At 45.8% G+C, this 14,383-nt stretch carries 12 protein-coding genes; 10 read left to right on the top strand and 2 right to left on the bottom strand.

Annotated elements, in window-relative coordinates:
- Positions 1-94: 94 nt before the first annotated feature.
- From accD to purF, 5 genes are all read left to right on the top strand, one after another.
- Positions 95-1,021 (top strand): acetyl-CoA carboxylase, carboxyltransferase subunit beta, encoded by a 927-nt coding sequence (gene accD, locus QTN95_RS03860; RefSeq protein ID WP_138973769.1) that lies wholly within the window; start codon positions 95-97, stop codon positions 1,019-1,021.
- Positions 1,022-1,065: 44 nt separating this feature from the next.
- Positions 1,066-2,331: a bifunctional tetrahydrofolate synthase/dihydrofolate synthase gene (gene folC, locus QTN95_RS03855; RefSeq protein WP_331416404.1), complete on the top strand. Its 1,266-nt coding sequence runs from the start codon at positions 1,066-1,068 to the stop codon at positions 2,329-2,331.
- Positions 2,332-2,871, top strand: a complete 540-nt coding sequence (locus QTN95_RS03850) for an SPOR domain-containing protein (protein WP_138973771.1) — start codon at positions 2,332-2,334, stop codon at positions 2,869-2,871. It abuts the gene before it with no gap.
- A 63-nt stretch (positions 2,872-2,934) separates the two neighbouring features.
- On the top strand, positions 2,935-3,426 hold the full coding sequence (locus QTN95_RS03845) for a CvpA family protein (protein ID WP_138973772.1): 492 nt from the start codon (positions 2,935-2,937) through the stop codon (positions 3,424-3,426).
- Between the two features lie 35 nt (positions 3,427-3,461).
- The gene (purF, locus tag QTN95_RS03840; protein ID WP_331416403.1) at positions 3,462-4,976 is read left to right on the top strand and encodes an amidophosphoribosyltransferase; all 1,515 of its coding nucleotides are present in this window, start codon (positions 3,462-3,464) and stop codon (positions 4,974-4,976) included.
- A 127-nt stretch (positions 4,977-5,103) separates the two neighbouring features.
- On the opposite strand, the gene znuB is transcribed toward purF, so the two are convergent.
- Both znuB and znuC read right to left on the bottom strand, forming a co-directional pair.
- The gene (gene znuB, locus QTN95_RS03835; RefSeq protein WP_138973774.1) at positions 5,104-5,889 is read right to left on the bottom strand and encodes a zinc ABC transporter permease subunit ZnuB; all 786 of its coding nucleotides are present in this window, start codon (positions 5,887-5,889) and stop codon (positions 5,104-5,106) included.
- Positions 5,882-6,667, bottom strand: a complete 786-nt coding sequence (gene znuC, locus QTN95_RS03830; protein WP_331416402.1) for a zinc ABC transporter ATP-binding protein ZnuC — start codon at positions 6,665-6,667, stop codon at positions 5,882-5,884. Before znuC ends, znuB begins: the two co-directional genes overlap by 8 nt.
- Positions 6,668-6,748: 81 nt before the next feature.
- Between znuC and znuA the strand changes: the two genes are divergently transcribed.
- The 5 genes from znuA to QTN95_RS03805 all read left to right on the top strand — a co-directional run bounded on the left by znuA (position 6,749) and on the right by QTN95_RS03805 (position 14,379).
- A complete protein-coding gene (znuA, locus tag QTN95_RS03825) occupies positions 6,749-7,627 on the top strand; it encodes a zinc ABC transporter substrate-binding protein ZnuA (protein WP_331416401.1) in 879 nt (292 codons plus the stop codon).
- 205 nt (positions 7,628-7,832) lie between these two features.
- Positions 7,833-11,135 carry a helix-turn-helix domain-containing protein gene (locus QTN95_RS03820; RefSeq protein ID WP_331416400.1) on the top strand — a complete coding sequence of 1,101 codons (3,303 nt, stop codon included), beginning with the start codon at positions 7,833-7,835 and terminating at the stop codon, positions 11,133-11,135.
- Positions 11,136-11,648: 513 nt separating this feature from the next.
- Entirely contained in the window at positions 11,649-11,876 is a 228-nt protein-coding gene (locus tag QTN95_RS03815; protein ID WP_138973777.1) for a FeoA family protein, read from the top strand.
- Positions 11,876-14,152, top strand: coding sequence for a Fe(2+) transporter permease subunit FeoB (feoB, locus tag QTN95_RS03810; RefSeq protein ID WP_331416454.1), 2,277 nt, complete (start codon positions 11,876-11,878; stop codon positions 14,150-14,152). The genes QTN95_RS03815 and feoB overlap by 1 nt, the downstream gene beginning before the upstream one ends.
- Positions 14,149-14,379 carry a FeoC-like transcriptional regulator gene (locus tag QTN95_RS03805; RefSeq protein WP_331416399.1) on the top strand — a complete coding sequence of 77 codons (231 nt, stop codon included), beginning with the start codon at positions 14,149-14,151 and terminating at the stop codon, positions 14,377-14,379. The genes feoB and QTN95_RS03805 overlap by 4 nt, the downstream gene beginning before the upstream one ends.
- Positions 14,380-14,383: the final 4 nt, after the last annotated feature.

Here is a 14,383-nt window from a genome sequence, read left to right as displayed (position 1 = left end):
TACACTTGGCATTTAATATGCTTTAATCCTCACGCGTAAATTCAGAATTTGTATCCTTCGCATTGAGCGCAGGAGTAGAGAGAAAAGGTCTTCCATGAGTTGGCTTGAAAAGATTTTAGAAAAAAGCAACATTGTTAGTTCACGTAAAGCGTCTATTCCTGAAGGGGTTTGGACCAAATGTACTTCATGTGAGCAGGTGCTTTACCACGCTGAACTAGAGCGTAACCTAGAAGTATGTCCGAAATGTGATCATCACATGCGTATGAGAGCACGTCGTCGCCTTGAAACATTCCTAGACGAAAATAATCGTGTAGAGATTGCTGACGAGCTTGAGCCGCAAGATAAACTGAAGTTCAAAGACTCGAAAAAGTATAAAGACCGCATTTCAGCAGCTCAGAAGAGCAGCGGTGAGAAAGACGCGCTGGTTGTAATGAAAGGCGAACTATTAGGTCAGCCTATCGTAGCTTGTGCATTCGACTTCTCATTCATGGGCGGTTCAATGGGTTCAGTGGTTGGTGCTCGTTTTGTTCGTGCAGCTGAAGCGGCAATGGAGAACAACTGTGGTTTAGTTTGTTTTTCTGCCAGTGGCGGCGCGCGCATGCAAGAGGCATTAATGTCTCTAATGCAAATGGCGAAAACCAGTGCTGCGCTAGAGCGTCTGTCAGCGAAAGGTCTTCCATTCGTATCGGTAATGACTGACCCAACTATGGGTGGTGTTTCGGCAAGTTTAGCGATGCTTGGTGATATCAATATTGGTGAGCCAAAAGCATTGATCGGTTTTGCTGGCCGTCGAGTTATCGAGCAAACGGTACGTGAAGACCTACCAGAAGGTTTCCAGCGTAGTGAGTTCCTGCTTGATCATGGTGCAATTGATATGATCGTTGATCGCCGCGAAATGCGTCAGCGTATCGGTGGCTTAATGGCGAAGATGAACAATAAACCATCACCATTGGTGGTTTCTGTTAACGATTCACCAAATGAAGCTGCTTATTCTGTACCAGAAGCGGACGAAAAAGGGTAAAGTAACTCACTAACAAGCAACCACAATTTATTGGTTAAAGTTAGATGAGTCTAAGCCAAATTCCTCAAGCCACATCTCCACTATCGATGTGGCTTGATTATTTATCAAACATTCATACCTCTGCGATCGACCTCGGTCTGGACCGTGTCCAAACTGTTGCCAAAGCAGCAAATCTTACCAAACCTGCACCGACCGTGATTACGGTTGCCGGAACTAACGGCAAGGGATCAACCTGCGCATTGATGGAAGCGATTCTATTAGATGCGGGTTATTCTGTTGGCGTGTATAGCTCTCCACATCTTATTCGTTACAACGAACGCGTTCGTATCAATGGTCAGGATCTATCCGATGAAAAACATGCTCAAGCATTTGATTTCATCGAGAAGCAGCGTGGCGAAGTCAGCTTAAGCCTATTTGAGTATGGGACGCTTGCAGCTTTGCGTCTGTTTCAAACTGAGAAAGTCGATATTGTGTTACTTGAAGTTGGGCTAGGCGGGCGCTTAGACGCCACCAACGTGGTTGATCATGATGTATCGATTATCACCAGCTTGGCCATTGACCATGTAGATTGGCTGGGTGACGACATCAATGTTATCGGTTACGAAAAAGCAGGCATCTATCGCAGCGGAAAGCCCGCAATCTGTGGGCAACCAAAAGCACCTGCCACCGTTGCAGCGCATGCAGATGATATCGGCGCTGAGCTGTATCAGGTTGGGATTCAGTACGACTACCAGTTGACGGATCTAAACACATGGCGCTGGGTACATGGCTCTTATCAGTTAGATGATCTACCAGTACCGGGTTTACCACTACAAAACGCCGCTACAGCACTAATGGCACTTGCAACAGCAAACCTTGAGCTAAGTGATGTAAACATCGTCAATGGTCTGCAAAACGCTCAATTGCCTGGTCGAATGCATATTCTAAGTGATGAGCCAACCATACTGCTTGATGTAGCGCATAATCCGCATTCGGCACAATATCTCGTTTCTCGTGTTGCAGAGCAATATCAGAATAAGACGATTCACACTGTGGTAGCGATGCTGCATGATAAGGATATTAAAGCGACTCTAGAAGCGTTGATGCCGGTTGCCTCTTATTGGTACCCTGCGTCACTGACGGGGCCTCGTGCTGCTTCGGCGCAGGAGCTATGCCAGTACCTACCAAAGGGGATTGCCTATTTTGATGCGCCAGTTGCAGCATTTGAATCTGCACTGACAAAAGCAAAGGCGCAAGATGTCATCCTAGTTGTGGGCTCTTTCCATACGGTTGGAGAAGTCCTCGAGCATTGGCAGAACAAAGGAGAATAAATGGCAAGCAAGTTTCAAAATCGTCTAGTCGGTACCATCATCTTAGTAGCTGTTGGTGTCATCGTTTTGCCGGATGTACTAGACGGCAAGAAAACCCATTACAAGGAAGAGATAGCGAGTATTCCTCTCAAGCCCGAGTTGGATAGTGAGCTTGAAAGCTTCGAAATCCTTGATCCTGTTGATGATTCGCAAAGCCTTCCTCAAACCCCTGTCGAGGTCGTCGAAACGGGCTCTGATGGTGTCGCTGAAGATAAGCCGTTACCCGTTGTCGTGAAAGAAATACCTGAGCGCAATGAGTATCAAGATACGGCATGGATTGTTCAGCTTATGGCTCTCAAAAATGCCGACAATGCGAACAACTTGGTTAAAGACCTACAGAAGCGAGGCTACCAAGCGCATACTAAGCCGGAAAATGGTTTTACACGAATTATTATCGGCCCAGATGTGTCTAAGAGTAAATTGGAGCGTCAGATCCTAGAACTGGAAAAAATTACCGGTTCAAAAGGTCAATTGCTCAAATTTAAACCGCTAAACCCATAAGAAAACGTTTGCGTCAGCGTTTTTTCTGTTAAAATGCGCGCGAACTTAAGATGTAAGTACAGAATGAATCCGTTAGATATTGTCATTTTAGGTGTGGTCGGCCTGTCGGCTTTGATCAGTTTAGTGCGTGGTTTCGCTAAAGAAGCACTCTCATTGGTTATTTGGTTTGGCGCTTTTTTTATCGCCAGTCAGTATTACGCCAAGTTGGCGGTGTACTTCACCAATATTCAAGATGAGATGATTCGAAATGGAGCCGCAATTGCAGCCTTGTTTATTGCTACGCTTGTGGTTGGTGCAATCGTTAACTATGTGATTGCCCAGCTAGTACAGAAAACAGGGTTGTCGGGTACAGACAGAGTGTTAGGTGTCGTTTTTGGCGGTCTACGTGGCGTTCTGATTGTGTCAGCAGCACTATTTTTTATGGATGCGTTTACATCGTTTCCAGACTCTGAGTGGTGGAAAGGATCTCAATTGGTGCCGGAATTTAGCCGCGTCATTGCCCCTTTCTTTGAACACTTGCAAGCAACGTCTAGTTTCTTATCTGGCGCGGTATAACGCGCCAGCCATTGTCGAAAATCGAGGGTTAAGACATGTGTGGTATTGTTGGAATCGTGGGCACTACGCCTGTAAACCAGTCTATCTATGATGCATTGACGGTATTGCAGCACCGTGGCCAAGATGCCGCGGGTATTTGTACCATAGAAAGCAATCGTTTTCGTCTGCGTAAGGCGAACGGTTTAGTTAAGGATGTGTTTGAAGCCAAACATATGCAAAGACTGCAAGGTAGCGTGGGTATTGGCCATGTTCGTTATCCAACGGCGGGTAGTTCGAGCGCGTCAGAAGCACAGCCTTTCTACGTGAACTCGCCATTTGGTATCACTCTGGCACACAATGGTAACTTGACCAATGCAGCAGAAATACGTGAGAAATTGTTTGAGAAAGATCGTCGTCATGTGAACACGACTTCCGACTCAGAAGTGTTGCTCAACGTGCTTGCACACGAGATTGATACCGTAAAAGGAAATGTTGCAGCGGAAGACGTGTTCCGTGCAGTGACCAATGTGCACCGAGCTATTCGTGGTGCGTACGCGGTAACAGCAATGATTATCGGTCATGGTATGGTGGCATTTCGTGATCCAAACGGCATTCGCCCTCTATGCCTTGGAAAACGTGAAATCGGTGGTAGTACAGAATACATGGTTGCCTCTGAATCCGTGGCGTTGGATGCGGTTGGGTTTGACTTCATCCGCGATATCGCACCGGGTGAAGCAATCTATGTTACTTTCGATGGTCAACTTCATACTAAGCAATGTGCTGACAACCCAGTCCTTAACCCATGTATTTTTGAATTTGTTTACTTTGCTCGACCAGATTCGTTTATCGATAAAATCTCGGTATATAGCGCGCGCGTTGAAATGGGTAAAAAATTGGGTGAGCGTATCCGCGATGAATACAGCCATCTGGATATTGATGTGGTTATCCCTATCCCAGAAACTTCTTGTGATATCGCGCTGCAAATCGCACAAGCGATCGACATTCCTTACCGCCAAGGCTTTGTGAAGAACCGTTACGTCGGCCGTACCTTTATCATGCCTGGTCAACAGCAGCGTAAGAAATCTGTGCGTCGTAAGCTCAACGCAATCCGCTCAGAATTTAAAGATAAGAATGTATTGCTGGTTGATGACTCTATCGTACGTGGTACCACATCAGAGCAGATTATCGAGATGGCGCGTGATTCCGGTGCGAAGAAAGTCTTTATGGTTTCAGCGGCACCAGAAATCCGTTTCCCGAATGTTTACGGTATCGATATGCCGAGTGCAAGCGAACTCATCGCGCATGGTCGTGACAACGATTCAATCTGTAAACAGATTGGTGCTGATGAACTGATTTTCCAAACACTGGAGGATCTTGTCGCAGCAGTTGGTATGGGTAACAGCGACATCGCTAAGTTTGAAACGTCAGTATTCAATGGTGAATACGTGACGGGTGATATCGATCAGAACTACCTTGATTTCCTTGAATCACTGCGTGGTGATGATGCAAAGACTCAGCGTGAGATTCAGCTAGATTTAGCGAACCTAGAACTGCATAACGAAGGCGCTTAAGAGGGCGCTACGCCCTATGGGAGAGCTTGAATGTTGCGTAAGCAACTCAAGTTTTCTCGTTCTTTACTCCAAATAAATAAGGGTTGGCGCCAAGCGCCAACCCTTATTTATTGAATTCTTCAAGCGTTTAACTTCTCACACGCATTAGTTGGCTTAACATAAACATCGCGGTAGCGCTGATCACGACAGAAGGGCCTGCTGGAGTGTCGTAGTGCCATGATAGAGTTAGACCAAGTAAAACAGCAATAGAGCCAATCAGTGATGCGAACAAGGCCATCTGTTCTGGTGCTTTGGCAAATCGACGAGCCGTCGCCGCTGGGATGATTAACAGTGAAGTCATGATCAGGGCGCCAACAAACTTCATACCAATTGCGATCACTAAACCGACCATTAACATCAGAATCAAACGCATTAGATCGACGTTGTGTCCCTCGACAGCGGCAAGGTCCTCATTGACGGTGGTTGAGAGTAACGAGCGCCAGAAAAAGCCCAATACAGTGGCAACGACGATAACGCCGAGATAAATATATGCGAGGTCTTGCGCTGTTACCGCTAACAGATCACCAAAGAGATAGCTCATTAAATCAATTCGGACGTTATCCAAGAAACTTACAGCAACCAGACCAAGTGATAACGAACTGTGGGCGAGAATGCCCAGCAAAGTGTCAGTAGCGACTTGCTGCTGACGCTGAAGTGTTACCAACAGGATTGCCAAGGCAAGGCAGCAAACCGTTAAGGCTAAGTAGAGATTGACGTCCAGTAAAAAGCCCAAGGCAAGCCCCATCAACGAGGCGTGAGCGAGCGTGTCACCGAAATAGGCCATGCGACGCCAAACAACAAATGAACCTAGCGGGCCTGCGATCGCTGCGATCCCTAAGCCTGCAAGTATGGAAGGTAGCAAAAACTCAATCATGATGATGGCCGTGTGTATGATGGGAACATTGAGCGCCTTCACCGGCTACGGGTTGACCTGCTAAGTCATGATGATGGTGATCATGCTGATGGTGATAGAACGCAAGGGATTGTTGCTGGGTATGTCCAAACAGCGCAATATAGCTTGGGTGCTGAGCGATGTCTGCGGGTGCGCCAGAACAGCAAATATGATGATGTAAACAGATAACATCATCGGTTTTTGCCATGACTAGGTGCAGGTCATGGGAGACCATAAACACGGCACAGTTAAAGCGGTGGCGAATAGTATCGATCAAATCATACAAATCGATCTGACCCTGAACATCAACACCTTGGGCTGGTTCGTCGAGAACCAACAAATCAGGTCTTTGTAGCAATGCTCGCGCAAGCAAGACGCGTTGATTCTCTCCGCCAGACAACGAATGCATATTACTCTTCGCCAAATGCTCAGCGCCGACTAATTTAAGGGCATCATTGAGCTCTTGTCGGCTGTACTTGCCAGCCAAACGCAGAAAACGTTCTACGGTAAGTGGCAGGGTGTCATTGAGTTTAAGTTTTTGTGGTACGTAGCCAATTTTGATTCCCTTGGCTTTGGATAAAGTACCGCTATATCGGCGCTGTAGTCCGAGTAAGACTTTTACCAGTGTCGACTTTCCCGCGCCATTAGGTCCGATAAGTGTAGTGATTTCGCCTCTGTTGAGGCGTAGACTTACCTTGTCGAGGATGGTTCGGTCTTCGAATTGAACGCAGATATCAGTAAGTTCGACCAATGTCGGCATGAATGGAACTCATTTGCAATTGTTTATTGTTATAATGTAACATTTGTCATTCCTTTAAACCAGTCTGTAATCTCGCTAGCTATGAAACGTTTTCTAATCGCCTGTACACTTTGGTTTGCAAGCCACTCTGTGGCTAACGCAACACAAGTGTTAACTAGTATTAAACCCATTCAACTGATTGCCATTGAAATCATGCAAAATACCTCATCTCCAGAGGTTATCTTGGCGTCTAATACTTCACCACACGACTATGCTCTGCGTCCGTCAGACGTGAAGCGCATTCGCAATGCTGATGTGATTATTTGGTTCGGAAAGGATCTAGAACCCTTTCTGAGTAAGGTGGTAGAAGGGCAGAGCAATGTCCTCACACTGAGCAAAATTGAAGGTCTAGAACTGAGAGAATACCAAGGTGATCATCATGATCATGATGGTCACGACCACGGCAGTCATGACCCCCATTTTTGGCTGGGTTATAAACCCACGATGCAAGTGGCAAAGGCTATTGCGGATATGTTAGCAGGGATGGATGCTGCTAACGCTCAAGTCTACGCTGATAATCTAAAAGTATTTGAAGACAAACTGGCTGCTCAGCAGCGAGCGATCGAAAAGCAACTTACTCCTATCAAACAGGATGGGTATTTTGTTTTCCACGATGCCTATGGTTACTTTGAACAAGATTTTGGTCTCAATCAGTTGGGTTTTTTTACGGTCAGCCCTGATCGCAAACCGGGTGCCAAAACGTTGATCTCAATTCGTAAAGCATTAGCCAGTGAGCAGGCGAAATGTGTATTTTCTGAACCTCAGTTCACACCCGCAGTGGTAGAGTCTGTGACCAGAGGCAGCAATGCAAAAGTAGGTGTCCTTGATCCCATTGGCAGCGATGTTCAAGCCGTTTCTGGTGGCTACTTTGTCTTAAAACAGAACTTGGCGGATAGCTTCAGCCACTGCTTGCAGCGTTAACTTTACCGAAAGCCAAAGAGAGCGATTCTCTTTGGCTTGATTGGCATCTGTGAACTGATTGGAAAAGTCACGAGTTTTTTGCCATACGCGCTTGTTAATCTTGATAAATTTCCGATAATTATTGGCACAAAATAAATCAAAGTTCATGCCTTGTGCTGAACGTCCAATGTTAGCCTATTGATTCTTGCTGCTAGGGATAAGCCAATTGAATAAACTCTCGTCGATACTGTTGCTACTACTGCTGTTTTCGGGAGTTTCGCTAGCATCCAATTTCTCTCCCACGGTTTTCTATCCGTTGCCTATGCAGACTCAGGGAAAAGTGTTTGCGGCGAAACAGCTATTTACAGCTCAAGGCGGAGGGATATGGCTGCAAGACGTGCGTAATCAAATCTTATTTTTTGATGGTCAGGCGATTACCCCTGAGATGGGTTCAGCACTTGACGAGGATACCGAGCAGGTCGCTTTCGTTGACAATGCCTTCTGGACATTTTTTCAGAACGAAATCTATCGCACCGTACCCAATCGAGAAAAAGAGCTGGTTTTCAGCTTAACCCCAGGAACCGAATTACTTCGAATTGGTGCCACAAAACGCTACATCTGGTTAGCTGATGAGAGCCACTTTTACACCTACCATGTTGATAGCGGTGAGTTTCAAACCTTTTCGTTGATGCAGTTGTACCAATACAACCAGTCAGCGAAGATCACGATTAATGATGCGGCGTTTATTAAATCTCGTTGGGTGATTGCGACCAATGCGGGGGTTTACTTGTCGAATGGAGACGTTTACGAACACATATCAAGCTCTGCTAGCTATTACGTAGAGAAGCTGCACTATTCAGAAGTACGCGATGAGCTGGTGATCGGCTCGCTAGACGGCATTTTGATTTTTGATCCTGATCAGCCCCAGCAGCCGATCCAGCGGATTGCAGGGAATCACGTATTAAGTATCGCAGAGACGGCGCAAGAGTACTGGATAGGTACCAAAAATGGGCTGTTTGTCTATGACTTTGTAACAGGTGAAATTCGTCGTTTTGAGCAGGGAGTGTGGGCAGGAAATGGGTTAGCGGGGGAAAAAATTTATTCTCTTCTTAATGACAATGCTGGTGGTATTTGGATTGCGACTGATAGGGGAGTCCGTTATTTCTCCCAATTTTCGGACAATTTTGAGCGTTACCCACACCAATATCTATCGTTCAGTGACAGCAAAGAAAAGGTAACCAAGCTCCTGCGCAGTAAGAGCCGTGATGGTTACTGGATGTTAACCAATAAGAACGTCTATCGTGTTGAGCTTTCTAGCGCAGGGACACGCGACCTACTATATCAAGGCGTCGTCTATGATCTCGAAGAGAGAAATGGCGTCTTATGGCTTGCGACGGATAAAGGCATTGTTTGTATCGATGCAGGAAGTGGAGAGGTCATTGTTGACAACTTACCTCCGTTCCTAAAACAAACGAGTGTTCGCTTCATCGAAATGGGTCGAGACAATACCGTTTGGGGAGCAAGCAGCAACCAGTTGTGGAGCTATAACACCGCTAGTGAGCAATTGATCCAGTTTGGTTCTGAGTGGATGATCGAAAAGTTTCTGCCTGCTCAGCTCACACACATTTATGAGACATCTCAAGGTTATCTGAGCCTAGGTACTGAGCATGGCATCTACCTTCTAAAAGATGGTCAGGTTCGTTTTGTTGGGGAAAGTATTCCCTATGGCGAGGTCATTGATGTTGAGCAAGTCGAGGATAATCAATTATGGGTCGCGGGTCGATATGGCCTGTATCGCTTGAACTTATATAAAGAGCAAGTTCAGCCAATTACAATGGTTGATGGCCATGTAACTCCCAAGTGTTTGTTAAAAACCGAGCAAGGTATTTGGCTCACTTCATCGGGCGGGCTATCAAAATACGCGAACAATGGCAGCTTAATACAGCATTACGGTGAGCCGTTTGGCTTGATCAGCAATGAGTTCCTTCCTGGATTTTGTAGCTACAGCACGGATAGTGAGCGTGTACTTCTGCTTGGCTCACGAACCAGTTTGGTCAAAGTGGACACCAACCAGCTTATCGCCAGCAAGCTGCCGGAAATTCAGGTGGTATTTAGTCAAATCAAGCGCAATCAAAAACTCTATTCGTTGGCGAATACGGAAAGTGATCCGCTCCAGTTGAGTTACAGTGAGTCGGTGTTTTTTCAATTTGGTGTGATGCCGAGAGCCAATGATGTAACGCTTGAATATCGTCTCAATGATGATTCAGATTGGCAGATGCTCGATGGCAGTACCTTAACCATGGAACATATGATGCCCGGAAGCTATCAGTTGGAGGTAAGGGCATTGCATAACGGCACATTACAAAGTCGCAGTGCCCGCTACCAGTTTACGGTGGAACCACCATGGTTTTTGAGCGTGTATGCCATCGTAGGCTATATAGTGCTCGGCATTTTATTGTTGGCATCAACTGCGTATTGGCGTTCAAGAGTGATGTCAAAAGCAAACCGAGCACTAAAAGCTCAGGTCGCGCTCAAAACCAATCAAATGCGCCATCAAAGTCGTATCTTGCTCAGTAACAACCAACAGCTACGTAAGCAGTTGCAGGTAAGAAAACTGATTTTTACTCAATCAGTGAGTACGTTAAAAGATAGACTCGAAGCACAGGCAAAAAATGACAACAGCGATCCTCAATTGCTTGCTTTCTTGAATAGAGAATTAGAACTGCTGGTCAATGTGCGCTCGACTAATGGACAAGCGCTTCCAGTTTATAACCTGACACTTATCGTTGAATCGGTGCTGCGCGGCTGGCAAGACGAGTTGCTAAAGGCGGGAGTTACCGTTCAGATTGAGGCGGATACAGATCTGTACGTTAGCGTCGATACTTTTAATCTTGATGAAATCTTTAACTTGTTGTTCGATGGTATTGTTCAGCGTTGCTACCGAAACCAAACAGTGATGATTCAGTTAACGTTGAGGAAAGGTCAGGTGGCATTTTCTATGCTAGACCAAGGCAAAGCGATAGAGGGCAGTAATACCACTTCAACAATGATGCAGAATATTCACTCTCTGGTCGAAAAGAGTGGCGGTAAGTTGGTTATCCACTCTTCTGAGGAGCGTAATCTGCTTGAAATGACGTGGAACGCCAGTGAAGCCTTCGCAGAAAACTCAATCGTTACTGACGATGATATCGAATTTCAGGATAACGATCCTTGGTTTGAAAAGGTCATTCTCCTCGTGAGTACCCACTATGCTGATCCTGATTTTAGCACTTCATCCGCAGCTAAAATGCTGTTCTTATCCGAGCGTAGCCTACAGAGACGCTTTAAATCCACTTTAGAAAAAACGTTTACAGAATATCTGACCGAAGTTCGATTGGACAATGCATGCCGTCGCTTACTTGCTGGTGAAAAGGTATCTGATGTCGCTTTTGAATGTGGTTTTAATGACCCTTCTTACTTTAGCCAAAGATTTAAACATCGATTTGGCATGTCTCCAACTCAGTTTATTGAAGAGCAAGAACGCTTTTAAACTATCAGATTAAGATCGGTGAAAGTACGAGTAGCTGGTAGTGGTGGAATGCGGGCTAAAAGAAGCCGAAGAAAAAAAATATCGTGGCATAGCCGGGGGACTATACCACGGGTGTCAATGACACCTTCGCTTGCTGCCGGAGTGACGCTTTATGCGTCACCTCTGGAATTCAATGTTGTCTTTGGGATAGCCCTTCGACATGAGTAACTATATCCACTCCGACTTATTTTACTTATAAAATTAACGCCATCTTCCATGATAAAAACGACAGCTTTGTTAAATTATTGTTTATCAATGTTTTATATGCCGTTCGGTATGTGTGGGAAGAATGACTTAAGTCGTGGCGGTGTAGGAAATGGTGAGTTTTGACGAAATTAACGTTAGTTTTTTTGACGTTTTGAACATCGCTATACTTGAAAACATTGATTTCAGACAAGATCTGTTACATGTATGAGAGATAGTATTGAGATCGGTAATAAAAATATTTCTCATTTATATATAGACGGCCTGTTTATGAAACTCTCACAATTACAACAAGGGCAAAAAGCAACCATCAAAGGTTTTTCTGAGCTTTCCAACGACGTAAGAAAAAAGCTGATGGTTATGGGGTTACTTCCTAAGACAGAGATTACCTTAATACGTAAGGCGCCAATGGGTGACCCACTGCAAGTTGAAGTCCGTGGTGTCTCTCTAGCGGTACGCACCAAGATTGCAGACGCAATCGCAGTGGAGGTGGAATGATGGAGTATAAAATCCTAACGGTCGGTAACCCAAATAGCGGAAAAACCACCCTGTTTAATGGATTGACTGGTGCCAAGCAGCAAGTGGGAAACTGGGCGGGTGTAACTGTTGAGAAAAAAACAGGTAAGTATTCCCATTCTAGCGACGATTTTCTTCTCACGGACTTGCCAGGTATATATGCGCTTGATAGTGGTAATGATGGCAACAGTATTGATGAGTCAATTGCGTCTCGCGCGGTTCTAACCCACCCAGCCGACCTGATTATTAACGTCGTTGATGCGACTAGCCTCGAACGTAGTCTGTATATGACATTGCAGCTGCGCGAGTTGGGTCGCCCGATGATTGTTGTGCTAAATAAAATGGATGCGTTAAAGCGTGAACGACAAACGATAGATTTGAAAGCGCTAGAAAAAGTGCTCGGTTGTCCGGTGTTTGCGATTTCTGCCAACAATAAATCACAAGTTCAGTCTCTCAAAGAACGTCTCCACAAAGCGCTCATTCAGGGCGTCGCCCTTGACGAACTTCGCCTTAACTACGGCGAAGCATTTGAAGCGTCCATTGCGAGTCTAGAGCCGATGTTTGCAGATCAAACAGAAGTCTCTCCTCGAGCGTTGGCAATTCGAGCGCTTGAAAACGATCTGTTGGTGCTCAACTCATTACCACAACTTAGCCGCGAGACCATCGTTGCAGAGCAGCGCAAAGCTGGGCTGGATATCGACTTGTTGGTGGCGGACGTAAAATATACGTTTCTTCACCAGCAATGTCAGAAGGTGCGCCGTAGTGAAGGTAAATTAAGTCATAGCTTCACTGAGCGAGTCGACAAGGTTATTTTGAATAAATGGATCGGCGTTCCTTTCTTCTTTGTTGTTATGTACTTAATGTTCATGTTCTCGATAAACATTGGTAGTGCTTTCATTGATTTCTTTGATATTGGCGTTGGCGCACTACTGGTTGATGGTGGGCATTACTTGCTTGATGATCACTTGCCGGTTTGGTTAGTGACGTTGATTGCTGACGGCGTAGGTGGCGGTGTGCAAACCGTAGCGACCTTTGTCCCAGTCATCGCCTGTCTCTATCTGTTCCTCGCCGTGCTAGAGAGCTCGGGCTACATGTCTCGAGCAGCATTCGTACTTGATAAAGTGATGCAAAAAATAGGTTTGCCGGGTAAGGCATTTGTGCCTTTGGTGCTTGGCTTCGGCTGTAACGTACCGTCTATTATGGCAACCCGTACCCTCGATCAGGAACGTGAGCGTAAGCTAGCGGCATCAATGGCTCCGTTTATGTCATGTGGTGCTCGTCTGCCCGTATATGCACTTTTTGCCGCTGCATTCTTCCCTGAAAGCGGTCAAAACGTGGTGTTTTCACTATATCTATTAGGTATTGTCGCGGCAGTTATTACCGGGCTTGTGCTTAAAAACACCCTCTACCCAGGTTCGAGTGACAGCTTAGTGATGGAAATGCCTGACTACGAATTGCCAACAATGCGTAATGTGGTGATTAAAACGTGGCAGAAGTTGAAGCGTTTCGTTATGGGGGCGGGGAAAACCATCGTGGTTGTTGTCACAATTCTAAGCTTCCTAAACTCAGTTGGTACGGATGGAAGCTTTGGCAACCAAGACAGTGAAAATTCGGTGCTATCTACCGTATCAAAAGTAGTCACGCCAGTCTTTGCGCCAATTGGCATCGAACAAGACAACTGGCCTGCAACCGTTGGTATCATTACTGGCATTTTTGCAAAAGAGGCCGTGGTCGGTACGCTGAACAGCCTATATGCGCCAAGCAATGAAGAAGCGGGTGAATACGACTTGATGGCTAGCCTTGAGGAAGCCGTGATGTCGATTCCCGAAAATCTTGCTGGACTGAGCTTCTCAGACCCATTAGGTATTGAAGTTGGCGATTTGTCTGACAGCAATGCAGTTGCAGAAGAACAAGAGGTGGATGTGTCTATCTTTGGTAACTTAAAAGGACACTTTGTGTCCGGTAATGCAGCGTTTGCTTATCTTATCTTTATCCTGCTTTACACTCCATGTGTTGCTGCCATGGGCGCATACGTTCGTGAGTTTGGGGTGAAGTATGCTCGTTTTATTGCTGTTTGGACCATGGGACTTGCTTATGGTAGCGCTGCTCTTTATTACCAAGTGACACACTTTAGCGATCATCCGGTCATGAGCGCAGCATGGATCTCAGCGATTATTTTGGCTGGCTTTGTTACGTACCGAGCGCTAAAAGTTGTGGGTAAGAAGCAAGTACAACAGTTAGAGGTGCAAATTGCATGATACTGGCAGAGTTAAAGCAGTTTATTGATCAGCAGGGCAGTGTCTCCCAACACGAACTGGCAAAAAAGTTCGGATTAAGTAAAGATGGTGTTGACGCCATGCTATCTGTTTGGATTCATAAAGGGGTGATTTCTCGCCTTGTTGATACTAACGCGGCGAAGCATGTTATGAGGGTTAGGTATACGAAAGTGGATCCTAATGCGCTCGCTTTGACTGTGACCATGTAGACGA

Origin of the sequence: Vibrio sp. M260112, from assembly GCF_036533775.1 — a bacterium.
Lineage (GTDB): Bacteria > Pseudomonadota > Gammaproteobacteria > Enterobacterales > Vibrionaceae > Vibrio.
The sequence above is the reverse complement of the archived record's forward strand: the minus strand, read 5'-3'. Positions and strand labels throughout refer to the sequence as shown.